Annotated in this window: 21 protein-coding genes; 10 read left to right on the top strand and 11 right to left on the bottom strand. The window is 68.3% G+C overall.

All coding sequences use genetic code 11. The annotated features are described in order from the left end of the window. Positions 1 to 182: 182 nt before the first annotated feature. The gene (dnaA, locus tag HD596_RS13415) at positions 183 to 1,760 is read right to left on the bottom strand and encodes a chromosomal replication initiator protein DnaA (protein WP_185069570.1); all 1,578 of its coding nucleotides are present in this window, start codon (positions 1,758 to 1,760) and stop codon (positions 183 to 185) included. 447 nt (positions 1,761 to 2,207) lie between these two features. Between dnaA and rpmH the strand changes: the two genes are divergently transcribed. The 9 genes from rpmH (at position 2,208) to HD596_RS13370 (ending at position 9,637) form a co-directional block, all read left to right on the top strand. Further along, positions 2,208 to 2,345: a 50S ribosomal protein L34 gene (gene rpmH / locus HD596_RS13410; RefSeq protein WP_043614899.1), complete on the top strand. Its 138-nt coding sequence runs from the start codon at positions 2,208 to 2,210 to the stop codon at positions 2,343 to 2,345. 80 nt (positions 2,346 to 2,425) lie between these two features. After that, positions 2,426 to 2,767, top strand: coding sequence for a ribonuclease P protein component (rnpA, locus tag HD596_RS13405; protein WP_221520410.1), 342 nt, complete (start codon positions 2,426 to 2,428; stop codon positions 2,765 to 2,767). Then, the gene (gene yidD, locus HD596_RS13400; RefSeq protein ID WP_185069568.1) at positions 2,764 to 3,045 is read left to right on the top strand and encodes a membrane protein insertion efficiency factor YidD; all 282 of its coding nucleotides are present in this window, start codon (positions 2,764 to 2,766) and stop codon (positions 3,043 to 3,045) included. Before rnpA ends, yidD begins: the two co-directional genes overlap by 4 nt. Before the next feature lie 4 nt (positions 3,046 to 3,049). Beyond that, entirely contained in the window at positions 3,050 to 3,973 is a 924-nt protein-coding gene (gene yidC, locus HD596_RS13395) for a membrane protein insertase YidC (protein ID WP_185069567.1), read from the top strand. A 20-nt stretch (positions 3,974 to 3,993) separates the two neighbouring features. Continuing rightward, positions 3,994 to 4,482: a Jag family protein gene (locus HD596_RS13390; RefSeq protein WP_185078456.1), complete on the top strand. Its 489-nt coding sequence runs from the start codon at positions 3,994 to 3,996 to the stop codon at positions 4,480 to 4,482. Between the two features lie 283 nt (positions 4,483 to 4,765). Continuing rightward, entirely contained in the window at positions 4,766 to 5,437 is a 672-nt protein-coding gene (gene rsmG / locus HD596_RS13385; protein WP_185069566.1) for a 16S rRNA (guanine(527)-N(7))-methyltransferase RsmG, read from the top strand. Positions 5,438 to 5,574: 137 nt separating this feature from the next. Continuing rightward, positions 5,575 to 6,501 (top strand): ParA family protein, encoded by a 927-nt coding sequence (locus HD596_RS13380; protein ID WP_221519306.1) that lies wholly within the window; start codon positions 5,575 to 5,577, stop codon positions 6,499 to 6,501. 1,730 nt (positions 6,502 to 8,231) lie between these two features. Continuing rightward, complete coding sequence (locus HD596_RS13375) at positions 8,232 to 8,426, top strand: hypothetical protein (RefSeq protein WP_185069565.1); 195 nt, start codon at positions 8,232 to 8,234, stop codon at positions 8,424 to 8,426. Positions 8,427 to 8,674: 248 nt separating this feature from the next. Beyond that, positions 8,675 to 9,637 (top strand): ParB/RepB/Spo0J family partition protein, encoded by a 963-nt coding sequence (locus HD596_RS13370; RefSeq protein ID WP_185069564.1) that lies wholly within the window; start codon positions 8,675 to 8,677, stop codon positions 9,635 to 9,637. Between the two features lie 618 nt (positions 9,638 to 10,255). Here HD596_RS13370 and HD596_RS13365 read toward each other — a convergent pair. The 3 genes from HD596_RS13365 to HD596_RS13355 all read right to left on the bottom strand — a co-directional run bounded on the left by HD596_RS13365 (position 10,256) and on the right by HD596_RS13355 (position 15,413). Continuing rightward, positions 10,256 to 11,302 carry a threonine aldolase family protein gene (locus HD596_RS13365; protein ID WP_313043863.1) on the bottom strand — a complete coding sequence of 349 codons (1,047 nt, stop codon included), beginning with the start codon at positions 11,300 to 11,302 and terminating at the stop codon, positions 10,256 to 10,258. 1,292 nt (positions 11,303 to 12,594) lie between these two features. Beyond that, a complete protein-coding gene (locus HD596_RS13360; protein WP_185069563.1) occupies positions 12,595 to 13,551 on the bottom strand; it encodes a D-alanine--D-alanine ligase family protein in 957 nt (318 codons plus the stop codon). Between the two features lie 515 nt (positions 13,552 to 14,066). Continuing rightward, positions 14,067 to 15,413: an aminotransferase-like domain-containing protein gene (locus tag HD596_RS13355; protein WP_185069562.1), complete on the bottom strand. Its 1,347-nt coding sequence runs from the start codon at positions 15,411 to 15,413 to the stop codon at positions 14,067 to 14,069. Between the two features lie 155 nt (positions 15,414 to 15,568). Here HD596_RS13355 and HD596_RS13350 point away from each other — a divergent pair, with 155 nt between their 5' ends. Next, complete coding sequence (locus HD596_RS13350; RefSeq protein WP_185069561.1) at positions 15,569 to 16,186, top strand: GNAT family N-acetyltransferase; 618 nt, start codon at positions 15,569 to 15,571, stop codon at positions 16,184 to 16,186. Between the two features lie 107 nt (positions 16,187 to 16,293). Here the strand turns inward: HD596_RS13350 and trxA are convergent, their stop codons facing one another. The 7 genes from trxA to HD596_RS13315 all read right to left on the bottom strand — a co-directional run bounded on the left by trxA (position 16,294) and on the right by HD596_RS13315 (position 24,642). Then, a complete protein-coding gene (trxA, locus tag HD596_RS13345; RefSeq protein ID WP_185069560.1) occupies positions 16,294 to 16,608 on the bottom strand; it encodes a thioredoxin in 315 nt (104 codons plus the stop codon). A 14-nt stretch (positions 16,609 to 16,622) separates the two neighbouring features. Beyond that, positions 16,623 to 17,555, bottom strand: coding sequence for a thioredoxin-disulfide reductase (gene trxB / locus HD596_RS13340; protein WP_185069559.1), 933 nt, complete (start codon positions 17,553 to 17,555; stop codon positions 16,623 to 16,625). A 132-nt stretch (positions 17,556 to 17,687) separates the two neighbouring features. Continuing rightward, positions 17,688 to 18,590, bottom strand: a complete 903-nt coding sequence (locus HD596_RS13335) for an anti-sigma factor family protein (protein WP_185069558.1) — start codon at positions 18,588 to 18,590, stop codon at positions 17,688 to 17,690. Continuing rightward, positions 18,580 to 19,215 carry an RNA polymerase sigma factor SigM gene (gene sigM, locus HD596_RS13330; RefSeq protein WP_185069557.1) on the bottom strand — a complete coding sequence of 212 codons (636 nt, stop codon included), beginning with the start codon at positions 19,213 to 19,215 and terminating at the stop codon, positions 18,580 to 18,582. The genes HD596_RS13335 and sigM overlap by 11 nt, the downstream gene beginning before the upstream one ends. Before the next feature lie 15 nt (positions 19,216 to 19,230). Further along, positions 19,231 to 20,742 carry a protein kinase family protein gene (locus tag HD596_RS13325; RefSeq protein WP_185069556.1) on the bottom strand — a complete coding sequence of 504 codons (1,512 nt, stop codon included), beginning with the start codon at positions 20,740 to 20,742 and terminating at the stop codon, positions 19,231 to 19,233. Positions 20,743 to 20,908: 166 nt separating this feature from the next. Beyond that, on the bottom strand, positions 20,909 to 22,516 hold the full coding sequence (gene murJ, locus HD596_RS13320) for a murein biosynthesis integral membrane protein MurJ (RefSeq protein ID WP_246554416.1): 1,608 nt from the start codon (positions 22,514 to 22,516) through the stop codon (positions 20,909 to 20,911). Continuing rightward, positions 22,513 to 24,642, bottom strand: a complete 2,130-nt coding sequence (locus tag HD596_RS13315; protein WP_185069555.1) for a DUF6049 family protein — start codon at positions 24,640 to 24,642, stop codon at positions 22,513 to 22,515. Before HD596_RS13315 ends, murJ begins: the two co-directional genes overlap by 4 nt. Positions 24,643 to 24,659 lie beyond the last annotated feature (17 nt).

Raw genomic sequence — 24,659 nt, 5'->3', positions numbered from 1 at the left:
GATCGCCTGTTCACAGGCCGTCCACACGTTATCCACGAGTAGTCCCCAGGTTCTCCCCAGGGTGTCCCCAACCTTGTCCCCAGGCCCTGTGGGGGATTTTTCCGGGCATTGTGTGGCGAAGAGCCGGTGGGTTTCGGCGTTTCCGCAGATCCACAGTGTTTTCCACAGGCTGTGCATGATGTTCAGGCCCCGCGGGATGTCCGCTTGATACGCAAAGTCAGCTCGTTGACCTGGTTGTACATCGACCGGCGCTCGGCGATGAGCGAGCGGATCTTCCGCTCGGCGTGCATGACCGTGGTGTGGTCGCGGCCGAACTGCTGGCCGATTTTGGGCAGCGACAGCTCGGTCAGCTCGCGGGCCAGATACATGGCGATCTGCCGGGCGTTGACGAGCGCCCGGCTGCGTGAGGTGCCGCACAGGTCGTCGATGCTGATGCCGAAGTAGTTGGCGGTCTCCGTCATGATCGCCGCGATGGTGATCTCGGTGTCGGACTCCGAGGTGATCAGATCCTTGAGCACCACCTCGGCGAGCTGCAGGTCCACACCCTGCCTGTTGAGGCTGGCGAACGCGGTGACCCTGATCAGGGCACCCTCGAGCTCGCGGATGTTGGTGGAGATGCGGCTGGCGATGTACTCCAGCACCTCGGGCGGCGCGGCCAGGCCCTCCTGGATGGCCTTCTTCCTGAGGATCGCGATCCGGGTCTCCAGCTCCGGCGGCTGGACATCGGTGATCAGGCCCCACTCGAACCGGTTGCGCAGCCGGTCCTCCAGCGTGGTCAGCTGCTTCGGCGCGCGGTCGCTGGAGATGACGATCTGCTTGTTGGCGTTGTGGAGAGTGTTGAAGGTGTGGAAGAACTCCTCCTGGGTCTGCTCCTTGCCCTCCAGGAACTGGATGTCGTCCACAAGCAGGATGTCGATCGCCCGGTAGCGGCCGCGGAAGCCGTCGGCCTTGTGGTCGCGGATGCTGTTGATGAAGTCGTTGGTGAACTCCTCGGAGCTCACGTATCTGACCCGCGCGCCGTCGTACAGGCTCTGTGCATAGTGCCCGATCGCGTGCAGCAGGTGCGTCTTCCCCAGCCCCGAGTCGCCATAGATGAAGAGCGGGTTGTACGCCTTCGCGGGGGATTCGGCCACTGCCACGGCCGCCGCGTGGGCGAACCGGTTGCTGGCCCCGATGACAAATGTCTCGAACGTGTACTTCTGATTAAGTCTGGCCGGTTCGCTGGGCTTGCTGCTCTTGGCTTCCCACCGGTTCGGCGCCGGCTCAGGCTCTTTTTCCACAGGCGGTGTGTACGGCTGCGCCTGTTCAAAAGAGAAGCCCGGCTGTGGATATTCGGTGGATATCTGGGGCTGCTCCGGCTGTGGAGAATAGAACTGTGGAGGCTCCGAAGCCTGCTGGTGCTGCGATGGCGCGGGCTGTGCGTAGAGCGGATGGTTCTCCACATTCTGGGGATAACTCTGAGTCACAGGCTGTTGATGAGAGTCGACCGACGGCGGCTCCGGCGCCGTGGTGTCGATCATCACGGCCAGCCGCATGGTCCGGCCGAGCTCCTGTGACAGCGCGTGCGCCACGAGCGGGCGCAGTTTGCCCTCGATGAGGTCCTTGAGGAAGTCATTGGGGACGCCGAGCACGATCGTGTCGTTCGCCAGCGCGATCGGGCGCACCATCGACAGCCACGTACGCTGCTGGATCGGCACGTTCTCGTTGAGGAAGTTGCTCAGGGCCCTCGCCCATACCGTGCCGAGGTCGACACCGTTCATGGTGCGGCTCCCCCTCCTTCCTCTCGCGGCCCCCCGCGATCGTTTATCCACAAGCGCGGCCGCCCGCGGTGATCGGCGGCCCCTTCGTCCACAACGTGGCGGCCGGGCTCCGTGCCCAGGCCCTCCACAGGAGATCCACAGGTTGTGCACAGCCCTTGAGCGGCTTCGGAAGGGCCGACAGTATCTATGTGCACAGCTGTGTTCAAGGCATTGTCCACAGCCTAGTGGCACCTGGGTGCACATACTGTGGACGCAGGGTCGGCGGTGGAAAAGTCGCCTGTGGAAAGGTGGATAACCCGTCCAGTTTGACCTGAGGGGTACTTCACCCGTAACGTACGACGGTCGGCTTGTCACGCGACGGCTATTTCGCGTGCCCTCGCTTCCCTGGCAGGCCATCCATGTGTTTACAGCGCCCTTGCGGCGTACCATCAAGCCTGGAGCCCACCCGTGAGCAAGCGTACTTTCCAGCCGAACAACCGTCGCCGCGCGAAGACCCACGGCTTCCGGCTGCGGATGCGCACCCGGGCCGGTCGCGCCATCCTCGCCGCTCGCCGCCGCAAGGGCCGCGAGAAGCTGTCGGCCTGATCGTTCCGCGCGTATATGGCCCGCCGGTGCGTCTTGCCGGCGGGCGTTAGGCGTATACGGTGCTGTCCCGTGAATCCCGCATGCGGCGCGGGGAAGAGTTCGAGGCGGCGGTCAGGCGCGGCAAGCGCGCGGGTCGCCCGACCCTTGTGGTGCATTTCGCCACTTCGGGGGAAGAGTCCCCTCGAGTGGGTTTCGTGGTGAGCAAGGCCGTAGGCGGCGCCGTGACCCGGAACAAGGTCAAGCGACGGCTCCGACACCTGATGCGGGACCGTCTCGACCGGCTGCCGCGAGGTAGCCTGCTGGTGGTACGCGCCAATCCACCGGCCGCGTCCGCGCGATTCGAGCTCCTGGCCGCCGAGCTCGACTCCGCACTGGAACGTTTGCTCAGGCGGCGCGAGTCCTCGACGGGTGGACAAAAATGACGGAGCAGCCGCAAGGGGTGACGCCGAGCATCGCGGCTCGGGCGCTGATCATCCCGATCCGGTTCTACCGGGCGTTCATCAGCCCGATGCTCGGTCCACGCTGCCGTTTCTACCCGTCGTGCAGTGCGTATGGACTCGAGGCGATCGCCACGCACGGAGCTTTGCGCGGCATATGGCTGACTGTCCGGCGCATCGGGCGGTGCCACCCATTCCATCCCGGAGGTATAGACCCGGTGCCCCCACGCCCGGTCCGGTCCCACGAAACGCAAGGGAGATAGCTCGGTGGAGCTGTCCTGGCTCAACTGGCTGTACACAGCCGTCGCCCAAGTCATCACCTGGATCCACCAGGCATACAGCACGGTGCTCGACCCGAACAGCGGCTTGACCTGGGCACTCACCATCATCACGCTGACCATCTGCATGCGGATCCTGATCTTCCCGCTGTTCCTCAAGCAGATGCGCTCGTCGCGAAAGATGCAGGAGCTGGCGCCGAAGGTCCAGGAGCTCCGCAAGCGCTACAAGAACGACAAGCAGCGCATGAACCAGGAGGTCATGGCGCTCTACCAAGGAGCGGGCGCCAACCCCCTCGGCGGCTGTCTCCCTGTCGTGGCCCAGTTCCCGATCTTCATCTCGATGTTCACCGTGCTGCGGGCGATCGCGGCGGACCAGCCGAAGTTCGGGATGTCGCAGGAGCTGGTCGACAGCGCCAAGCAGGCGCTCATCGTCGGTGCCCCGCTTCCTGCCACGTTCTTCGAGGCCACCCACATCGGTGAGAAGATCGTCATCGGTTGCTTCGTCGCGATCAGCTCGCTCACCACCTTCCTCACCGTCCGGCAGAGCGTCACCCGCTCGATGGCCCAGATGCCGGACAACCCCATGGCGCAGCAGCAGAAGATCCTGATGTACATCTCGCCGCTGTTCGCCTTCTTCAGCCTGAACTTCCCCCTGGGCCTGATCCTCTACTGGGTCACCACCAACCTGTGGACCCTGGGCCAGCAGCACTGGTTCTACAGCCGGCACCCGATGCCGCAGTTCGACGCCAAGGGCAACGCGATCCCCATCGAGGCCAAGTCCGGCCTGTTCGCCAAGCTTCGCAAGACCACGCCCGAAGAGCAGGCGCCTCCGCCCCCGCCGGAGCCTAAGATCGTTAGGCAGCAGCCAAGCCGCCAGTCCCGCAGCAAGCGCACCGGCAGCAAGAAGTCCTGAACATGAAGGAGAGGCCGGCCATGACCGAGGCCGAGCAGGAGAAGGCTCCTGATATCAACGCGCTGGAGCAGGAAGGCGAGATCGCTGCCGACTACGTCGAGGGCCTTCTCGACATCGCCGACATCGACGGCGACATCGACATGGACGTCGAGGGCGACCGCGCCATGGTCTCCGTCGTGGGGCTCAAGGGCAACGAGCTCGTCGGTCCGGGGGGAGAGGTCCTGGAGGCGCTCCAGGAGCTGACCCGCCTCGCCGTGCACCGGCAGACCGGCGAGCGCTCGCGCCTGATGCTCGACGTCGGGGGCTACCGCGAGCGGCGCAGGGCCGAGCTGACCAAGCTCGGCACCGAGATCGCCAGCCAGGTCAAGGACGCCGGCGAGCCGAAGTCGCTGCACCCGATGACGCCCTTCGAGCGCAAGATCGTGCACGACGCGGTGGCGGCCGCCGGGCTCCGCAGCGAGTCCGAGGGCGAGGAGCCACACCGCTACGTGGTGGTCCTGCCCGCCTGAGGGGTGTTACGCCATCCGATCCGGCCGTCTGCCCGCACGCACGCGTGGTGGACGGCCGTTTCGCATTTAAGCTCTTTTATCCCTGTACGTACGCCTATATGCGCTCATGCCCCTTGTTAACGCTCTCCATCCGGCCCGGGTCAGACCGACGGCGGCGTGCTGAAAGGTCGCCTTCAGACCGGCCCGCTAGTCTTCCACTGTGATCTCACCTTTAGCCTTGGGGAGAGACCACCCGGCTTCCCACCGAACAAGGGCCACCAGCCCCAGAAAGGGCCACCGACCAGTGAGCGATGAGCTTCCGGCGCCGCCGGACATAGCGCGGGACGTCTTCGCCGGGGAGGCTTGGGAGCGCGCGAACGCGTTCGCCCAGCTGCTGGCGGGGCCCGGCGTGGTCCGCGGGCTGCTGGGTCCCCGTGAGGTGCCCAGGATCTGGGATCGCCATCTGCTCAACTGCGCGGTCGTGGCCGAGGCCGTGCCTCCGGACGTGCACCTGGTGGACATCGGCTCCGGCGCCGGGCTGCCGGGGCTCGTGCTGGCGATCGTGCGGCAGGACATCAGGGTCACGCTCCTGGAGCCGCTGCTTCGCCGTACCGTCTTCCTGGAGGAGTGCGTCGAAGCGCTCAAGCTCGACAACGTCGAGGTGCTGCGCGGCCGGGCGGAGGAGCTGGCGGGCAAGCGGGAGTTCGACGTCGCCAGCGCTCGCGCGGTGGCGCCGCTCGATCGGCTGCTGAAATGGGCCATGCCGCTGCTCCACGAGGGTGGCGAGCTGATCGCCATGAAGGGGGAGCGCGCCGCCGAGGAGCTCGCCGAGGCGGAGCCCCAATTGCGGGCCATCGGGGCACGAACGGCCGAGCTTGTGACCGTCGGGCACGGTAAGGTCGAGCCGCCTGCAACATTGGTTCGGGTGGTAGCGGGTCGCACGCCGGAGCGAGCCAGGCGTCGACGAAGGAGGTGACGGTCGTGCCAGTCGCGTCAAGCGGTCTTGGCTGGCCGGACAGCCGTCCGTCCGAGAGTCCAAGCGGGGTTGGCTGGCCCGAAACGGGCGTGTCGCGACAGTCAATCGCCGGCACCGGCACATCACTGGTTGAAAGGATGGACATCGTGACCCAGACCCCCCTGAATCCTGGTGATTCGCCGTTGGTACGAGAGGCGCTCAGCTCAGTGGTTTCACGTGAAACATCCGCAACCCCGACGGCCGCCCAGACTCCCGACGGCGGGGACGGCACGTGGCCGCGCCCGTCCAAGACCAGGGTGATCGCGGTGGCCAACCAGAAGGGGGGAGTGGGCAAGACCACCACATCGGTGAACATCGCCGCTGCCCTCTCCATGCATGGCCAGCGCGTCCTCGTGGTGGACCTCGACCCTCAGGGCAACGCCTCCACAGCCTTGGCCACCGAACACCGCGGCGACGTGCCGGACGTCTACCAGGTCCTCGTCGACGACCTCCCGATGGCGGACATCGTCAAGCAGGTCCCCGACATGCCGAACCTCTTCTGCGCCCCCGCCACCATCGACCTGGCCGGCGCGGAGATCGAGCTCGTCTCGCTGGTGGCCCGGGAGGCCCGCCTCCGGCGCGCGCTGGCGGCGTACGACGCGATCGACCTGGACTACATCGTGATCGACTGCCCGCCGTCGCTGGGCCTGCTGACGGTGAACGCGTTGGTGGCGGCCGACGAGGTCATGATCCCGATCCAGTGCGAGTACTACGCCCTGGAGGGCCTCGGACAGCTCCTCAGGAACGTCGACCTGATCCGCGCACACCTCAACCCGACACTGAAGCTCTCGACCATCGTCCTGACGATGTACGACGGACGGACCCGGCTGGCCTCCCAGGTGGCAGATGAGGTCCGGTCACACTTCGGCGACACGGTGCTCAACACGGTCATCCCCCGCAGCGTCCGCCTGTCGGAGGCGCCCAGCTATGGGCAGTCGGTAATGACGTACGACCCGGGCTCCAGCGGAGCGATGGCCTACATGGACGCCGCCCGCGAAATCGCCCACCGCGCCATCGTCGCCTAACCGTTCCCCCTCCCCACCCCAAAATCACAAACCCCACCGCAACCACCCGTCGGCCGCCAACCCCTCACCCAGCCACGCCCACACACGGGGCCATTCCACGCCCTCACTCAGCCCCACACGGTCCCACACGGTCCCACACGGTCCTGCCGCCGCTTAGCTCCCCGCTAGAGCGCTGAGGACCCCTGGCCCCAGCCACCGCTCCCACCTCAGGCCCGACCCACCCGCCGGCCGCCCAACTCACCGGCGCCCCACCTACCTCCTCCTGCTTTCGACACGAACAGCAGCGAGCCAGGCAGGGCCCGCCAGCATGCCTTCCCACCGATCGCAAGACCGCCGTAGAGACACAACCCCTGCCGCGGCGTCCCAGGCACGCCGAGCCGACAAACCGGCGCGAACGGCAAGCTGCCGCCCATAGCGGCCCGACCCGAGGCGGCATTACGACGTCCCGGCGGCACAACCAGACAGGGGACACCGATCCCCTGCGCCCGAGCGGCACCAGCAGACGGCGATGCGACGGGAGGTAAAGCCGAGCCTGCCGAGACGAAAGCGGCCGGATGCGAGCTGCCCTGCGCGCTCGGCAAGAAGCCCCAGGGCGGCACGGAACCGAGTACCACGATGGGGGCGTCCGGGCCAGCAAGGGCGCTGGACAGCCGGACGGACAGGGCGAAGAGACCGAGCGCCAGCAGGCCCCTGAGACGCTGATCACCGCAGCGCGCGACTGTGGCACAGCGACCTCCGCTGCGGCCGGACCCGTCGGCATGATCCGCGATGCGCAGGCACCGTGGCACGGCGGGGCTGGGGGTACACGGGATGCAGCACAGCGAATGCGGCACCGGGGCGCAGTGCAGCGAACGCAGTGCAGCGAACGCAGTGCAGCGAACGCAGCGCAGCGAACGCAGCGCAGCGAACGCAGCGCAGCGAATGCGGCACAGAGATGCGCACAGGGGTGCGGCGCAGCGGGGCAGCACAGGGGTGCGCGCAGAGGGCGGCACCACGAGCGAGTGCAGCACAGCGAATGCGGCACAGGGGGCGGCCCGGCGCGGCGCAGCGAATGCGGTTGCGAGCCGGCAAAGTGAGGACAACCGACCAACGTTCGACAACCGCATCCCTGTGTTGCCGCATGGGCGCCCGCGGCTCCGCCTTCCCAGCAGGCTCGGGTTGCCGACCACCAGCGCACCCGCGAACACCGCAGGCGTCAAGCTGCGGCGTCTCAGTGTGCCGTGCGGTGGATGAAGGCGCCCTTCCGCAAGCGCGGCTGGCGCCAAGCCGCAGCGTCTAAGCGCGCCACCCGGCGGACGAAGGCACCCATGAACCCCCCTTCGACGGCCACCTCGACACCTGGGCTCATGGCGATGCGGCGATGCTGTGGGACTCTCACGCAAAGCGGAACTGCCCCCTCTGATGTCGCGGCGTAGCGGGCGAAGCGGCAGGGCAGCGAGGCAGCGGGGCAGCGGGGCAGCGGGGCAGCGGGGCAGCGCGCAGAAGGACGGCGGCGCGGCGGGACGGCGGGACGGCGAGGTGCCGGCGGCGAGGTGGAAGGACGGCAGGACGGGGGAATGGCGGGACGGCGGAGCGGCGGAATGGCGGGCAATGGGACGGCGAAGCGGAAGGACGGCGAGGTAGCGGGACGGCGAGGCAGCGAGGCGGTCGGACGGCGGCGCGGTGGGGCAGCGAGGCGGGACGGCGGGTAGCCGAGCGGTGGGACGTCGAGGTGGAAGGACGGCGGAGCGGTGGGGCAGCGAGGTGGAAGGACGGCGGCGCGGTGGGGCAGCGAGGCGGGAGGGCGGGTAGCGGAGCGGTGGGACGGCGAGGTGGCGGAGCGGTGGGACGGCGAGGTGGCGGAGCGGTGGGGCAGCGAGGTGGTGGAGCGGAGCGGTGAGGCGGTCACGCGGGTGTGGAGCAGTGATGTGGTGGAAAGGTGGTGAGGGCGTTAGGTGGGCGCTGTGGGGGACTGCGTTCAGGTGCGGCGAGGGGCGTTGGTGGTGGCGCCGGATCGGGTGGTGGGGCGATCGTCTCGAGCGTGAGATGGGTTCAAGTCCGTCGTTGGGTTGGTTTGTGATCGTGTCGGTGTAAATAGAACCGGGTGGTGTGTGGCGAGGGGGCGCCCCGTCGCGCGCACGACGGTAACCTCTCCTGGAGTGACCGGAATCGGCCGGGTGGATGAGGAGACGCAGTGAGTCAGCAGCGGCGGGGATTGGGCAAGGGGCTGGGGGCGCTCATCCCGACCGGTCCCATCGGTGACGGAACGGGAACGGCGCCGACCCCGTCGAACGGTTCAACGGGGGAGACCGGCCCTAGGCCGATCGCTGGAGCGTACTTCAAGGAGGTCGCGCTCGACGCGATCGTCCCCAACCCGCGCCAGCCGCGTGAGATCTTCGATGGGGAACGCCTGGAGGAGTTGGCGGCGTCCATCCGGGAGGTCGGGCTCCTGCAGCCGATCGTGGTCCGATCCGTCGGTGGTGGTCAGTACGAGCTGATCATGGGGGAGCGGCGCTGGCGGGCGTGCCAGCAGGTGGGCTTGGACCCGGTTCCGGCGATCGTCCGCAACACCCAGGACACCGATCTCCTTCGGGATGCCCTCATCGAGAACCTTCAGCGCGAGCAGCTGAACGCTCTTGAAGAGGCCGCCGCCTATCAGCAACTCCTCGATGACTTCCAGGCGACGCACGATCAGTTGGCGCAGAAGGTCGGCCGCTCCCGTTCCCACATCACCAACACCCTCCGCCTCTTGAACCTCCCGCCCGAAGTTCAGCAGAAGGTGGCCGCCGGGATCATCAGCGCCGGTCACGCTCGTGCCCTCCTCGGCCTCGCCAGCGCCGATGAGCAGATCGAACTGGCCAAGCGGATCGTGGCGGAGCTCCTCTCGGTCCGGGCGGTTGAGGAGATCGTCGCGATGGGCAGCGCCAAGGCGGCCAAGAAGCCCGCGCGTGAGCGCCAGGCGCCCAAGCCCACCGCTCCCGGTCTGACCCACCTCGCCGACCGCCTCTCGGACCACTTCGAGACCAAGGTGAAGGTGGATCTGGGGCGCCGCAAGGGACGCATTGTCGTTGAGTTCGCCACGATCGACGACCTTGAGCGGATCATCGGCACCATGGCGCCGGAAGCTGTCCGCGCGATGCGAGAGTCCGAAGGCTGACGCTTGTTTCACGTGAACCGCCACTGCTGGCTTGCCAGCTGATCGCCCCTGATCGCCTCGCTGTCCCGCCGTCCCGCCATCCTTCCGTCCCGCTGTCCCGCCGTCTCGCCGTCTCTGTCGTCCTGCCGCGTCGCCGTCCCGCCGCCTGTGGCGGTGACGGCTGGCGAACGACTGGCGCGCTTGGTCCGGATTCGCTGTTCACCTGAGACCGTCGCGGCGGCAGATGCGGCGGAGTCGCTGTTTCACGTGAAACAGGCACTGTCGGCCCCCATAGCCCCGACGCTGCTGTCCGCTCTCGCTTGCCGCTGTGGCGGGGGCGGGAAAGGGGTGACGCGTCCCGGGTTGAATTCGCTGTTTCACGTGAAACGATCGCAGTCAGCTCGCCGGGGCGCTGTTCATGTGAAGCCGACGCTAAGCCCCGCTTCGGGTAGTCGATGTTTCACGTGAAACGAGGGGCTTGGCGCGGTCGAGGGTGCGGGGTGGTAGATCGCCTCAAGGGCGGCGACTCTTGGGGTCGAGTGAGTTCCTGGGAGCGTTTCACGTGAAACATGGAGCTGAGTCGCGCTGCCGGAAGGGTGGCGTGTTTCACGTGAAACGGCGGCTGGTGAAGGAGTGAGGCTACGCGGCGGCGGCCTTGCGGATGTCGTCGAGGAAGTCGTCCACGTTCTCCGGCGTCGTGTCGAAGGCAGTCATCCAGCGGACGATGCCGGCTTGCTCGTTCCAGTAGTGGAACAGGTAGCGTCCCCCGAGGGTCTCCGCGACGGCGGGTGGGAGGACGGCGAAGACGGCGTTCGACTGGACCGGGTGCGCCAAGGAAACGCCGGGCACATCGGCCAGGCCGTCCGCCAGTCGGGCCGCCATCTTGTTGGCGTGAGAAGCGTTCTCGCGCCATAGGTCGTTCGTCAGAAGCGCCGAAAGCTGAGCCGAGATGAAGCGCATTTTCGAGGCGAGTTGCAGTGACTGGCGGCGGAGGAACGGGACGGCGGGCGCCAGCGAGGGATCGAGGACGACGACCGCCTCGGCAGCCAGTGCGCCGTTCTTGGTGCCGCCGAAGCTGAAGACGTCCACCCCGGCGTCCGTCGTGATGGCCTTCAGGTCGCAGTCGAGGAAGGCGGCGGCGTTCGCGAGCCTGGCGCCGTCCATGTGGAGTCGTAGACCCGACTCGTGTGCCGCCTCCGCCACGGCGGCGATCTCGGCGGGGGAGTAGCAGGTGCCGAGCTCCGTGACTTGGGAGATGGAGACCACCGTGGGTTGGGACTCGTGGGGATTGCCGATTCCACCCAGGCGGGACTTGATGTCTTCCGGGCGGAGCTTGCCGTCCTCGGTGGGGATCGTCATCAGCTTGACGCCGAGCAGGCGTTCCGAGGCTCCTGCTTCATGCGTGGCGATGTGGGCGCTGTCGGCGCAGAGGATCGCGTCGTAGCGGCCGAGCATGAGGGCCAGCCCGACCATGTTGGCGCCCGCGCCGTTGAGTACCGCGAAGCCCTCGGCCTCCGCGCCGAACACTTCCTTGGCCTTGTCCTCGAAGGCTGAGGTCCAGCTGTCGTCGCCATAGGCGGGAGCGTCTCCGTGGTTGGCTGAGGCGATGGCTTCGAGGATGGTCGGGTGAACGCCGGCGTGGTTGTCGCTGGCGAAGCTCTTGGGGTACATCGAATCGGTCAGCACACGGTAAGGCTACTTATCTGCCCTCAACCTGGTGCTGGGGCGTCCGGGGATCGATCTCGTCCCGTAGGCTGCGGATCCGGTGAGGTGAGGGCCGCTGTCTTCCGCCTGTTCTGTGGATGGGCTGGTGAGGAATGAGAGGCGTGCGATCCGGATGCAGCAGGCGCTGGCTCGCACGCATGCGCTCTTCCTCTGGATGGTGGCGTCCGTGGTGGCTCAGCGGGGGGGAAGAGGTGAGGATGGCGGGGAAGCGCTAGGTAGCAAGGAGAGCGGCGGGGAAGCGCTAGGTGGCGGGGAAGCGCTGGCGGCTATGAGGGCGGCGGGGTCTCCCTGCCCGAGGGCGCGTGGTGCTTCGCGTCGGCAAGTGTCGCGCCGCTGCGGCCTCTGTCGAGAGGAACCCGATCTGAGCCGCTTGCTATCTCAAGGATTTGGCCCCTCCGCCGGAAATGGGACGGCCCTCGAACCGACCGCGCTCTCGGATGTTCGCCTCTGAGTCCGCTGCGGTCTGGTCGTTAGTCTTCCGGCGGGCAGCTTGCTCGCCTCTGACTTAGTCGTGGTGTTGGGCGTCCACCTGGGTGTCGGCTGTGGTCCTGACGGTCCGTTCCGGGGTGGGCGTGGTGGCGGTTGCTCGCGTCGGGTTGGCCGTGGTGTTGGGCGTCCGCCTGGGTGTCGGTTGTGTCCCGACGGTGCGCTCTGGGGGTGGTCGTGTGGCGGTTGCTCGGGTGGGGGTTGGTCGTGGTGTTGGACGTCCAGGTGGGTGTGAGTTGTGATCCTGAATGTCCGCTCCGGGGGTGCCCGCGTCGGGGTTGGCGGTGCTGTTGGATGTGGTGGTGGCCGCCTGCTCTGGGGATGGTCGTGGTGGCGGTTGCTCGCGTCCGCGTTCGCCGTGCTGTCGGACGCCTGTTCGGGGGTCGGCTGGGGCGTCGACCGAGCGTTCTGGGGTGGCGTGCTGTCGGGGGCGTGAGTCTAAGTTGGCTGTGCAGGCGGGGAGCTTGTCGCCGAGTCGGCGGTGGTGCTGGTTGTTTGCCTTCGGGGGCGTGGTGGTGGCGGCTCGGTCTCAAGTTGGCTTGCCGGTGGACGCGCTTGCTCGCGAGTCGGTCTTCGACGTCGGCTTCCGGGAGGGCTGTGCTGCCGGGTGTGTGTGGACTCGAGGCGAGTTCTGAGTCGGCCGTGCTTGTGGCTCGATGAGAGCGGCTTGCATGCGGGTGCCGTCGACGGGTGGGAGGGCGCGCCTGGGGGCCGGGGCAGGCGCGCGGTGACGGGTTCGCTGTGGAGGAGGTGTTGGAGAGTGAGGGTCAGGTGTGGGCGCGGGTGGCGGCGTTTTGGAGGAGGGTACGGCAGAGGTCGCCCAAGTCTTGGCCGGCGGCCTCGGCGGCCATCGGAAGGAGTGAGGTCTCCGTCATCCCAGGGGCCACGTTGACTTCCAGGAAGTGCGGGATGCCGTCGGCGTCGACGATCAGGTCCGTACGGGAGATGTCGCGGAGGCCGAGAGCCGTGTGGGCGGTCACCGCCGTCTCGGCGCACGCCGCGGCCGCCTGGGCGGAGAGGCGGGCAGGGGCGAAGAACTCGGTGTGTCCGGCCGTGTAGCGGGCCGCGTAGTCGTAGACGCCCTCGTCCGGGACGATCTCCACGGCCGGCAGAGCCTCCGGGCCGTTGCCGAGGTCCACGACGGAGACCGCCACCTCCACGCCCTCCACGTACCGCTCGATCAGCGCCGTGTCGCCATACGCGAAGCAGCCGACCATGGCGGCGGGGAGTTCCTCTGCCGTGCGCACGATCGAGGCGCCCAGCGCCGAGCCGCCACGGGCGGGCTTGACGAAGAGAGGCAGGCCGAGGCGCTCGATGATGCGGCCCAGCACCACCGTGGCGCCGAGGTCGTGGAACGTCTCCTTCGGCAGCGTGACCGACTGCGGCGTCTGCAGGCCGACCGAGCGCACGACGGCCTTGGCCGTGGGCTTGTCGAAGGCCACCCGGCACGCGTCCGGGTCGGCGCCCACGTACGGGACGTTGAGCAGCTCGAGGACGGAACGGATCGCGCCGTCCTCGCCCGCGCCACCATGGAGGGTCACGAAGACCGCGTCCGGCGGATCCGCGAGGATGGAGGGCACGAGGGACGCGTCGGTGTCGCGGGCCTCCACGTCGATGCCCGCCGCACGCAGCACCTCGCTGACTCGGCGACCGGAGCGCAGGGACACCTCTCGCTCATAGGAGAGACCTCCGGCCAGCACGAGCACGTGGCCCAGATCGCTCATCACATCTCCTCCGCTGATCGCACGCGCCGCTGTCCAACCGTACCGCCAAGCCGCCGAGGCCCGGCACGCCACCAGCGCCCGACGCGCCTGACTGATATTTGCTCTTTCGCGGGGGTCGGGTGAGAGTCCTGGTGGTGAAGGTTCGCGGGTCGGGTCGAGGCGCGCCGATGCAGGGTCGCGGGTATGCCCGCAGAGCGTGGTGGGTGCAGCAGGAGCGGGAGTTGCTGGGCCTTGGAGTTGCTGGGCCTTGAAGTGACTGGGTGGGCCGAGGGGGGGGTGGTCCTGGGAACGGGTAGGGCAAGGGCGGCTGGCGCGGGGTGAGTAGGTGGGGCAGAGGTGGCTGACCCTGGAGGTGAATAAGTGGGGTAGGGGTGGCTGGTCCTGGAGGTGGAGTACAGGTAGCCAAGCCTGGAGAGCCGGTGGGTGGAGCGCGGCTTGGTGGGCCCAAGAGGGTTGGGTAGGGCGGGTCTGGAGGTGGGGCCGGCGGGCGGGTGAGGCGGCGCCGGCCCCCTTGGTCAGGCCAGGTCCGGGCCAGGGGTGTCGACGCCCAGGTGGTCGCGGGCCGAGCTGGTGCCGAACGTGTCCCTCAGCTGCATCTCCTGATCGATCACGCCGGCCAGCCGCCGCACCCCCTCCCGGATCCGGTCCGGCTCGGGGAAGCAGTACGAGAGCCGCATGTGCCGCGCCCCGCTCCCGTCCGAGAAGAACCCGGTCCCCGGTACGAACGCCACCCGCTCGGCCACCGCCCGCGGCAGGATGGCCTTCGAGTCGAGCCCCTCGGGAAGGGTCGCCCACACGAAGAAGCCGCCCGCGGGTCGGGTCCAGGTGACCTCGGGCGGCATCAGGGATTCGAGCGCGTCCAGGAGCGCGTCGCGGCGCTCGCGGTAGAGCTCCCTGAACGATTTGATCTGCTCCCGCCATGGCTGCGTGGCGAGGTACTGGCCCACGGCGAGCTGGGTGAACGAGGAGTGCGACAGCACGGCCGACTCCATGGCCAGCACGAGCTTGTCGCGGATGGCGTGCGGGGCCAGCGCCCAGCCGACGCGGAAGCCGGGGGCGAGCGTCTTGGAGAACGACCCCAGGTAGACCACGCCGTCCGGGTTGTCGGCGCGCAGGGCGCGCATGGGCTCCCCGTCGAAGCCGAGCAGCCCGTACGGGTTGTCCTCGATGATCAGCACCCCGGCCCGCTGGCAGATGTCGAGCACCTGCTGCCGCCGGGCGATGTTCAGGGTGACGCCGCCCGGGTTGTGGAAGGTCGGGATCGTGTAGAGGAACTTGATGGGCGCCCCGGCCGTCTCCAGCGCGTAGATGGTCTGGGCGAGGGACTCGGGCACGATGCCCTGATCGTCCATGGCGATGTGAACGACCTTGGCCTGATAGGCGGCGAACGTACCCAGCGCCCCCACGTACGAGGGCCCCTCGGCGAGCACCACGTCGCCCGGGTCGATGAAGATCCGGGTGATCAGGTCGAGGGCCTGCTGCGAACCGACGGTGACGACCACGTCGTCCGCCCCGGCGTGGATCCCCTCCAGCCGCATGACCTCGCAGATCTGCTCACGCAGGTGCGGGTCGCCCTGGCCGGAACCGTACTGCAGCGCGACGGGGCCGCGCTTGGTGACGAGGTCGGAGACCAGCTCGCCGACCATGTCGAGGGGAAGAGCCGTGACGTACGGCATGCCGCCCGCGAGCGAGACCACCTCGGGCCTCGACGCGACGGCGAAAAGAGCTCGGATCTCGGAGGCGACCATCCCGGTAGCTCGCGCGGCGTACCGATCGACGTAAGCGTCGATGCGCGACCCTTGGGTCGCGGGTGTCTGACCGTGATCCAGCTCTCCTGTCACGGCCCACCTCCTAGGTGTCATATCGGACTGAAATACCAGATTACGCTAACCGGACATGTCGCCCGTGACGGGCTCGACCGTCGTGGTGTCCGCTGGCGGTATCTTCACTGGGCTACGATGCCACCTGTGGACGCGGTTTTCGCGGGCTTTTCCGGGTCAACGACAGGGGGCCGTAGTTGTCGCGCCGGCTGGTCAACATAACCCTGGACAATCTCGAAGATCTGCCCCATCGCTGCAGGCGATGCGTGTTCTGGGAGCTTGACCCCATGAGCGGGGAGCGGGCGGTTCGGTCGGGGGATCCGGGGCTGGAGAAGGAGGCCTGGATCTCCGGCACGCTGCTCGAGTGGGGCAGCTGCGGGAAAATCGTCTACGTCGACGGGGTGCCCGCCGGGTTCGTGCTCTACAGCCCGCCGCTCTACAGCCCCCGGTCGGTGGCCTTCCCCACCTCGCCGGTCAGCGCCGACGCCGTGCTGCTGATGACCGCGCACATCATTCCGGAGTTCTCGGGTGGCGGGCTGGGGCGGATGCTGATCCAGGGCGTCGCCAAAGACCTGACCAGGCGTGGTGTGAAAGCCATTGAAGCTTTTGGCGACCTCAAGTGGGAAGAGCCTAGTTGCGTAGTTCCGGCGGAATACTTCCTTTCTGTTGGTTTTAAGACGGTTCGTCCGCATTTGCGTTTTCCGCGGCTCCGGCTGGAGCTCAAGACCGCCGTCTCGTGGCGTGAGGACGTCGAGGTGGCTTTGGAGCGACTCCTGGGCTCCATGAGTCCGGAACGGGCGCTACGTCCCGTCTGACGACCGCACAGGCCCGTACAAGCGGCTCGCAGGTCCGTACGACCGGGAGAACGCGGAAAGCCCCCCGCCAGGGGCGGGGGGCCGGGCGCGCGCCGCGGGAGAGCGGGCTAGATGATGCCGTCGAGCTCGCGCAGCAGCATGGCCTTCGGCTTGGCGCCGATGATCTGCTTCACGACCTCGCCGTTCTTGTAGACGTTCATCGTGGGGATCTGGAGCACACCGTACTGGCGCGGAACGTCGGGGTTCTCGTCAATGTTGAGCTTGACGATCTCCAGCTTGTCGCCGTGCTCCTTGGCGATCTCCTCCAGGATGGGGGCCACCTGACGGCACGGCCCGCACCACTCGGCCCAGAAATCGACCAGCACGGCCTTGTCGCTCTTGAGGACGTCGGCTTCGAAAGAGGCGTCGGTGACAGCCTTCACGGTGCGCTCCTTACTCACTTCTCGTTGTTCGCCAGCCAGCGCTCGGAGTCGAGCGAGGCCGCGCAGCCGGTGCCGGCAGCGGTGATGGCCTGACGGTAGGTGTGGTCGACAACGTCTCCCGCGGCGAACACACCGTCGATGTTGGTCGCCGTGGACGGCGAGGCCACCTTGATGTAGCCGTCCGCGTCGAGGTCGATCTGCCCCTTGACCAGATCGGTGCGCGGGTCGTGGCCGATCGCGATGAACAACGCGTCGGTGGCCAGCTCGCATTCCTCGCCGGTCTTGACGTTACGCAGCCGCACGGCCTCGACGCGGGAGTCGCCGAGCACGTCGACGACCTCGGAGTCCCAGACGAAACGGATCTTTTCGTTCGCGAGCGCCCGCTCCTGCATGATCTTGCTGGCGCGCAGCTCGTCGCGGCGGTGCACCACCGTCACCATGCGGCCGAACCTGGTGAGGAACGTGGCCTCCTCCATCGCCGTGTCGCCGCCGCCGACGACCACGATGTCCTTGTTGCGGAAGAAGAAGCCGTCACACGTCGCACACCAGGACACGCCACGCCCGGACAGGCGCTTCTCGTTCTCCAGGCCGAGCTCGCGGTAGCCGGAGCCCATCGCCAGGATGACCGACTTGGCGTAGTAGGTGTCGGTGTAGGTCTTGACGACCTTGGGGTTCGCCTCCAGGTCCACCTCGACCACGTCGTCGGCGACCAGCTCGGCGCCGAACCGCTCGGCCTGCTTGCGCAGGTTGTCCATGAGGTCGGGGCCCATGATGCCGTCGGGGAAACCCGGGAAGTTCTCCACGTCGGTGGTGTTCATGAGAGCGCCACCGGCTGTCACGGAACCCTCGAAGACCAGCGGCTTGAGCTCGGCGCGCGCGGAGTAGACGGCCGCGGTGTAGCCAGCTGGGCCGGATCCAATAATGATCACGTTACGAACGTCGCTCAACGCTCCACGCCTTCCTCGTCTGGTGTTGCACCGGCGTCAACAGATCCTAGGCCGCGCTGATTCCCGGCCCCGCACACAACGCTCGCACAAAGCGAAAGAGCCCGCCGAGGCGGGCTCTGACGCGTAGGTCCTTTACCAGCGGCCCAGTGTGGGCTTACGCAGGTTCTTGCAGTTGAACGGGTCGACGATGTCGATGCGCAGCCTCTGGCTGGCCTTGTCCTTCCACGAGGCCACGATGAGCGCCTCCTGGCCGTTGTACTGGCCCTGGTCGACCGCGTACGCCGGCAGCCTGGAGCGGCTCGAGACCCGCTTCACGCACTTGTCGACCTTGCCGTCGTCGTCGGAGCCGCCACCCACCATGCGCTGGAAGCCGAACATGCCTTCGAGCGGCTGGCGCAGGTCCTGGTCACTGTAGTTGTGACCGCTGTCGGTCAGCCCGTAGGACCTGGCCATAGTGGGGACCTTGGCCGGGGTCGAGGGGACCGCGGAGGTCTCGGTGGCGCCGCCGGCCATCACGTCGATGCTGCTGCTGCCGCCTCCGCCGCCGCTCGCGAGCAGCCCGGTCGAGGCCACCGCGGTGCCGACCACGGCGACCGCCGCCGCGGCCGCGATCGCGGGCATCGCCCATCGGCGCCGGCGAGATGGCCTGGCCGGGACGATCGTGCCGTCGTCGGAGACGACGCCCAGGCGCACCGGCTCGGGGGCCGCCTCAGCGGCCACCTCGACCGGTCGTTCCCACGGGGCGTCCCGCATGAGCTCGTCCCAGTCGGGCGTCTCCACGAGGCCGACGCCTCCCCGCCGGGACTCCGCCTCGGCGGCCAGGGCCTTGTCGATGCGCAGTGCGACACCCATCGGCATGGCCGGTGTGGGGGTCGCCGCGAGCACCTCGCGAACCGCCGCCAGGTCTGCCAGTAGCTCCCCGCATGGGTCGCAGACCGCGAGATGCTCGCGGACCCGGCGCGCCGTGTCGACGTCTAGGAGACCCTCGGCCAGCTCGGCCAGGATTTCCAGATCGTAGTGCGTATCACCCGTCACGAAGTTCTGCTCCCTTCGCGGATGAGACGCGATTGAGGTCCGATCGGTTCCGCAGATGGGAAAGAATTGGGGCAAGTTTCGCGCGCCCCCGAGCGCACCGGCTCTTGACCGTGCCGCTCGGCACCTGGAGCACCTGAGCTGCGTCTTCGACCGAATAACCCATCATGTCGACGAGGACGAGAGCCGCCCGCTGGTCGCTGGGCAGGAGTTTCAATGCTGCGGAGACCTCCATGGAGACTTCGCGTTCGACGGTCTGGTCGGGCAGAGGGGTCTCGCGCTCAGCGGCCTCGATCAGCTCGTCGTCGGCGACAGGCCTGACCGATTTACGGCGCATCCTGTCGAGGCAGGCGTTGACCACGATCCGGTGGAGCCAGGTCGTGACGGCCGCCTCGCCGCGAAACGTGGCGGCCTTGCGATATGCGGAGACGAAGGCGTCCTGCACGGCGTCGGCGGCCTCGTCGGGGTCACCGAGCGTACGCAGGGCGACCGCCCACATGCGGTCGCGGTGCCGTTTGACGATTTCGCTGAAGGCGTGAGGATCCCCGTTGATGTGCGCGGTCAGCAGCTCGGCGTCTGTGACCGCCGGCCGCTCCGCTGCTGAGGGTGTCTCGGGTGGGGAGTTCACAAGAGAGATTCCTGGTTATGCCGATCCGGGAGAGTGCACCACTACTTCATAGATGGTGCCATGAAACTCGCCCCCATCCATCGGAACCCGGGTAAACCAGATCAAAACGTACTGTCCAGTTGCCGGCTCACCAGGGGTAAGAGTCGTCTTACCTGCGGCGTTCTTCTCGGTCGCCACCGTCTTCAGTGACGACAGATCGGGAGAGTCGCCCACCTTGAGTTCGACGCTCGCGCCCGAAGCATCGGACAGCGTAGCGACCACGTCGCTGATCTGCATGGACTTGCCCATGTCGAGCAGCAGACCGACGCCCTTCTTGAGATTGCCCAGGTCGGCGCTGTCGTAGCGCTCCGTCTTCCACAGCGTGCCGGGCTTGCCGTCGATGGCCAGGTCGGCCATTTCGGGCTTCTCCTTGTTGTCGCCGAGCGGGTCGAAGCCCTGGGCCTTCTTCGGCTTGACGGTCTGGACCTCGGCCGAGGCGGACGCGGAGGTGCTGGGGCTGGAGCCCGACGCCTCGGGCTTGGTCGGGCTGCCCAGGCTGCGGCCGATCGTCCAGGCGCCGACGCCGACGGCCGCGATGACGAGCAGCACGACCAGCGTCATCAGCACGCGGTTGAGCGTGCTGCCACCGCCCGAGGGGCGGCGCGGCTGCGGGGGCGGGCTCGGCGGGACGGTGAGCTGCTGGCGGTGGACGAGGTCCAGGCCCTCGGTGTGGGAGGCGGAGGCCACCGCGGGGGTCGAGGGGTAGGCGATCGGGATCGGCATGGGCCTGGCCACGCCGGACAGCGCCTCGGCCACGTCGGCCGGGCTGGCCAGCGCGCCCGTGCCCTTGCGCGACTCGGGCAGGCACGCGCGCACGGTCACCGTGTCGAGGTAGCTCGGCACGCCGGCGGTGACCTGCCGGGGCGTGCAGAAGTGGCCGTCGGTCATGGGCGCCGCGGGCAGGCCGCCCTCTTCCTCGTCGCCCGGCCAGTGGCCGGTCAGCCCGGCGTACAGCAGCCGGCCCAGCCCCTCGGCGTCGTCGAGGGCCGGCTGGTCGGTGGTGAGCCCGGACAGGGCCGCGTCGACGGCCACGCCGAGCACCTTGACCGTGTTGCCCGTCGTCCACACCAGGTGGGAGGGGCGCAGGCACAGGTGGTAGAGCTGCGCCTCGTGGGCGTGCGCGAGCGCCTCGGCGGCCTCGGCCACCAGCCCGGCCGCGCGCTCGGGCTCCAGCGGGCCGGAGGCGAGCAGGTCCGTCAGCGACTCGCCGGTGACCCACTCGCTGACGACGTAGGCGGCCTTGTCGTCCTCCGCGGCGTCGAACACCTGCGTCAGGCGCGGGTCGGTCAGCCTGCTCGCCGCGCGGGCGGCCGTGACCACCTCGTGGACGCGGGGGAAGTCGGGCGCGAAGGTGTGGACGGCCACCGGACGCGCGAGGATCTCATCGATGGCTTTCCAGAGCGTGGCTCCGTCGGACTCGCTGACGCGGTCCTCGAGCCGGAAGCGCTCGGCCAGACGGGTGCCGGGTTCGACGGCCGACGTGCTCACAGGTTCACTCCGCTTGGCCGATCGGGCGTGTTCATGACTCGACTCACCTGCGTGGTGGTGTCCCACGAAGGCACGCTATGCCGGGTGGATCCGCCCACGCCCCTCCTGCTTCCATTCGCGCGTGTCGGGCTCCATGTTAGTGCCGAGTGGATTCGGCCCGCGTTCTTTACCGGCCTACCCGCCCAGCGACCATCCCAACGATGGAATTGACCTCGGGGATGCGCATTCTGTGCGCGACGCCTAGATAGAGCAGCAACCCGAGGCCCCCGCCGACCGCAAGGACGATCAGCGAGTTGACGAACCCTAGCCCGGCGAACACCCCCGTGACTACCCAAACCGCCGCGAGCGCCACCACAGCGGTGGGCAGGGCCGCCAGGTACATCCTGGTCAACGCCATGCCGATGGTCCAGCCACCGAGCCCTCTGACCCGGCGACTGGCCAGCAGCCACGCCCCGACCGCGCCCAGCGCGTACGCGATGGCGTACGCGAGCGCCAGCCCCATCACCAGGTACCGGGCCGGCAGCAACGCGTTGAACACCAGCATGAGGGCCGCGTTGGCCGCCGTGGTGGCGGCGCCGACGAACACCGGCGTACGGGTGTCGCCGAAGCTGTAGAAGACCCGCAGCAACAGCTGGAACAGCGCGAACGGCACCAGCGCGAGCCCGTAGACCTGCAGCACGTTGCCGATGTAGACGGCGTCCGCGACGCTGTTGGCGCCGTGGCCGTAGATGGGCACGGTGATGGCCGGCCCGAGCACCATGAGCAGCAGCGAGACCGGCACCATCAGCGAGCAGATCAGCCGCACGCTCGACCCGAACTCGCTGCGCACGTCGTGGAAGCGCCCCTCGCCGACGGCCCGGCTCATCCTGGGCAGCATCGCGGTGATCACCGAGACGCCGATGACGCCGTACGGGAGCTGGAAGAGCTGGAACGCCAGCGTGTACGGGCTGATGCCGTGCCCCTCGACCGCGTCGCCCGCCGCGCTGGCCAGGTTGGTGGTCAGCATGAAGCCGAGCTGGGTGACGATCACGTAGCCGATCGTCCAGACGCCCGCCCTGGCCATCTCGCCCAGCCGCGCGTTGCGCACGTCGAAGCGGGGCACGAAGGCGAACCCGACCCGCTTGAGCGCCACGATCAGGATGGCCGCCTGGGCCACGATGCCCGCCGTGGTGCCGAGACCGAGCAGCGCCATGTCGCCGGTGCTGATCTGCTCGATGTTGTCGCGCTCGCCGCCGACCATGGCGTAGGCCAGGAACACGCAGATGACGACCAGGTTGTTGACCACCGGCGCCCACATGGGCGCGCCGTAGCGGTCGCGGGTGTTGAGGATGGCGCCCGCCACCGCGCCCACGCCGAAGAAGGCGAGCTGCGGCAGGATGAAGCGGGCCAGCGTGACCGCGACCTCGAACTTGGGGCTGCCCGGCGCCCAGTCGGTGTAGAGGTCGATCAGCAGCGGCGCGCCGAACACCGCCAGCACCGCCACCACGATCAGCGCCACCGCCGAGATCGTCAGCAGCCGCTGCTCGTACGCCCGGCCGCCGTCGGCGTCGTGCTGCTGGGCCCGCACGATCATCGGCACCACGACGCTGCTCAGCACGCCGAGCAGCAGCAGGTCGAGGATGCTGTACGGGATCGCGTACGCCGCGTTGTAGGAGTCGCCCAGCGCCTTCGTGCCGATGGCGTAGGCCAGCACCATGGTCCGCACGAACCCCGTGACCCTGGACACCATCGTGCCCGCCGCCATGATGGCGCTGGCCCGAAGCATGCGACTCATACGTTCTCATTCTCCCGGGTCTTGGCCGCGTGCGCGAGCTTCCGCTCCGACCTGCGCCGCAGCACTCGCATCACCACGGCGGCGAGCATCACGGTCAGGGCGGCGCCCACGATCACCGAGGCGATCCCGGTGTAGCCGGTGGTGCGGATGGTCAGCCGCTGCGGCTTGCCGTACGGCTGGTTGTCGGAGGTCTTGAGCTGCACGGTCACCGTCGCGTCGCCGCTGGTGCCGGGGGCGGCGTTCATCTTCACCTGGACCATGCCGCTCTGCCGGGGGCCGATCTTCATCGGCTCCTTCTGCGGGAAGTCGACCTGCAGCAGCTCGGGGTTGTTGGACGTGACGTCGATGTAGAGGGCGATCTCCACGCCCAGCTCGTTCTTGACGCTGATCGGGACCTGGCCGCTGCTGCCCGCCAGCGTGCGCGTCCGGTTGGGGCCCGACCCGGTGATCTCGATCTTCTCGGTCTGCTCCGTCACCGCGATGCTTACTTGCTTGGTCACCGCGCGGCCCGCGCGGGTGCTGTTGCGCCAGGCCGAGGAGGTCAGCCGCAGGACCGCCGCGTCGAAGCTCGACGGCGTCTTCTCCGCCGTGATCAGGGAGGTGAGCTGCGCCTTCGACGTGACGTCCTTGACCGGGGTGAGGTATTTCGCGCTCAGCTCTTCCTTGCGGTCCTGGTCGGTGTAGGTCAGCCCGGCGCGCGGGACCGACAGTTTGGACTTCTTGATCGAATCCAGCGGGGTCAGGCGCAGCCACGGCAGCTTGTTCGCGGTCCTCAGCAGCGCGTTGACGAGCGTCGGGTTGGGGTCCCACCGGCGCGACGGGGCGATGACGATGGACCTGGGCGAGGTCTGGCCGGCCTCCGCGGCGATCATGGCCGTCTCGGCGATGAAATGCTGCGTGCTGAGCAGCACGGACGTGGGCGCCGCGGGCTCGAAGAGCTTGCTCAGCTCGGCGTCGGCGACCAGCGCGGTGACGGGCCCGTTCACCGAGTCGAGCGTGCCGGCGGCGTCGGGCGTGAACGGCACGGGGGGCTGCGGCGGCAGGTTGGTGGAGTTGAGCAGGACCGTGTCGACCGGGTCCTTGCTGACCGAGAGCAGGTCGAGCGCGTCGGCGTCGAGCATGCCCGCGGGCGGCCAGTTGATGTTGGTCTTGACCTCGCGCTGGAGCAGCGCGGCGGCCTTCTGCCGGCCCAGCTCGATCGCCCGGCCGGTCTGCGTGTCCAGCCCCTGGTGCGCGAGCGCGGCCACGTCGGGATCGGCGTACGGGACCGCGACCACGGGAGAGCCGGCCAGCGCGGTGCGCATGGTCGTCAGCCAGTTGGCGGCCTCGGGGTTGGCGGGCTTCTCCTGCGTCTCGTCCTTGCCCTTGACCTTGACCAGGTACTTGTTCTTCATCGCGTCGAGGTCGTCGAGCAGCGAGGGCTCGACGAACCAGGTGACGGCCTTGGGCGCGGCCTGCGCGATGCGCGCCAGGTCGGCCAGGCGCCCCTTGCCGGTGATCGACTGGCTCAGCTTGTCGTCCACGAACAGCGGCGCGCCGCTCTTCGCGTCGCGGTCGGTCCCGCGATGGGGCTGGTCGATGACCGGCAGGGCGATGGCCAGCTTGTTGCGCGGCAGCTTCGGCACCGTGGGCGGCGCGTAGGTGAGGTACGTGCGCTGCGTCATGACCTGCACGCCGTTCTGGATCACCTCCACGGCCACCGGGTAGACCCCGAACGAGCGGTAGCCGAGCTGCACGGGCGTCGCGGTGAACTCCCATCGCGCCTGGGCGCCGGCGGCCAGCGCCGGGATGTCCATGAACGAGTTCTGGGAGCCGATGCCCCACAGAGTCGCGGGGTTCTGGTCGCTCTGGTAGGTGGCCAGGGCGGCGCGGTCGGGGAGCTTCTGCGAGGAGTAACGCAGGCGTACGCGCAGGCTGCTCTGCGGCGTGCCGCTGTCGTTGCGGAGGGTGCCGGTGAACTTGATCACATCGGTCTGCGCGGTCGGCACCTGAGGCGAGATCGACGAGATCGACACGGCCAGGGTCTGCCTGCTCGCCTTCGCGGACTTCGTGGCAGCCGCGCCGGGCGCGGTCGCCACCACGGTGAGGGCGAGCAGCGCGGCGAGCAGCGTGGCCTTACGGATCACGCGAATGCCCGAGCTGG

This window comes from Nonomuraea jabiensis (assembly GCF_014204795.1).
GTDB classification, from domain to species: domain Bacteria; phylum Actinomycetota; class Actinomycetes; order Streptosporangiales; family Streptosporangiaceae; genus Nonomuraea; species Nonomuraea jabiensis.
Note: the sequence above shows the minus strand (reverse complement) of the source record. Positions and strands in the feature narration are given on the sequence as shown.

Bases quoted from the DNA above. Each gene is read 5' to 3' on its own strand.
- dnaA (WP_185069570.1), bottom strand. From the start codon at position 1,760: ATGAACGGTGTCGACCTCGGCACGGTATGGGCGAGGGCCCTGAGCAAC.
- rnpA (WP_221520410.1), top strand. From the start codon at position 2,426: ATGCGGCGCGGGGAAGAGTTCGAGGCGGCGGTCAGGCGCGGCAAGCGC.
- yidD (WP_185069568.1), top strand. From the start codon at position 2,764: ATGACGGAGCAGCCGCAAGGGGTGACGCCGAGCATCGCGGCTCGGGCG.
- HD596_RS13390 (WP_185078456.1), top strand. From the start codon at position 3,994: ATGACCGAGGCCGAGCAGGAGAAGGCTCCTGATATCAACGCGCTGGAG.
- HD596_RS13380 (WP_221519306.1), top strand. From the start codon at position 5,575: ATGGACATCGTGACCCAGACCCCCCTGAATCCTGGTGATTCGCCGTTG.
- HD596_RS13360 (WP_185069563.1), bottom strand. From the start codon at position 13,551: ATGAGCGATCTGGGCCACGTGCTCGTGCTGGCCGGAGGTCTCTCCTAT.
- HD596_RS13355 (WP_185069562.1), bottom strand. From the start codon at position 15,413: ATGACACCTAGGAGGTGGGCCGTGACAGGAGAGCTGGATCACGGTCAG.
- murJ (WP_246554416.1), bottom strand. From the start codon at position 22,516: ATGAGTCGCATGCTTCGGGCCAGCGCCATCATGGCGGCGGGCACGATG.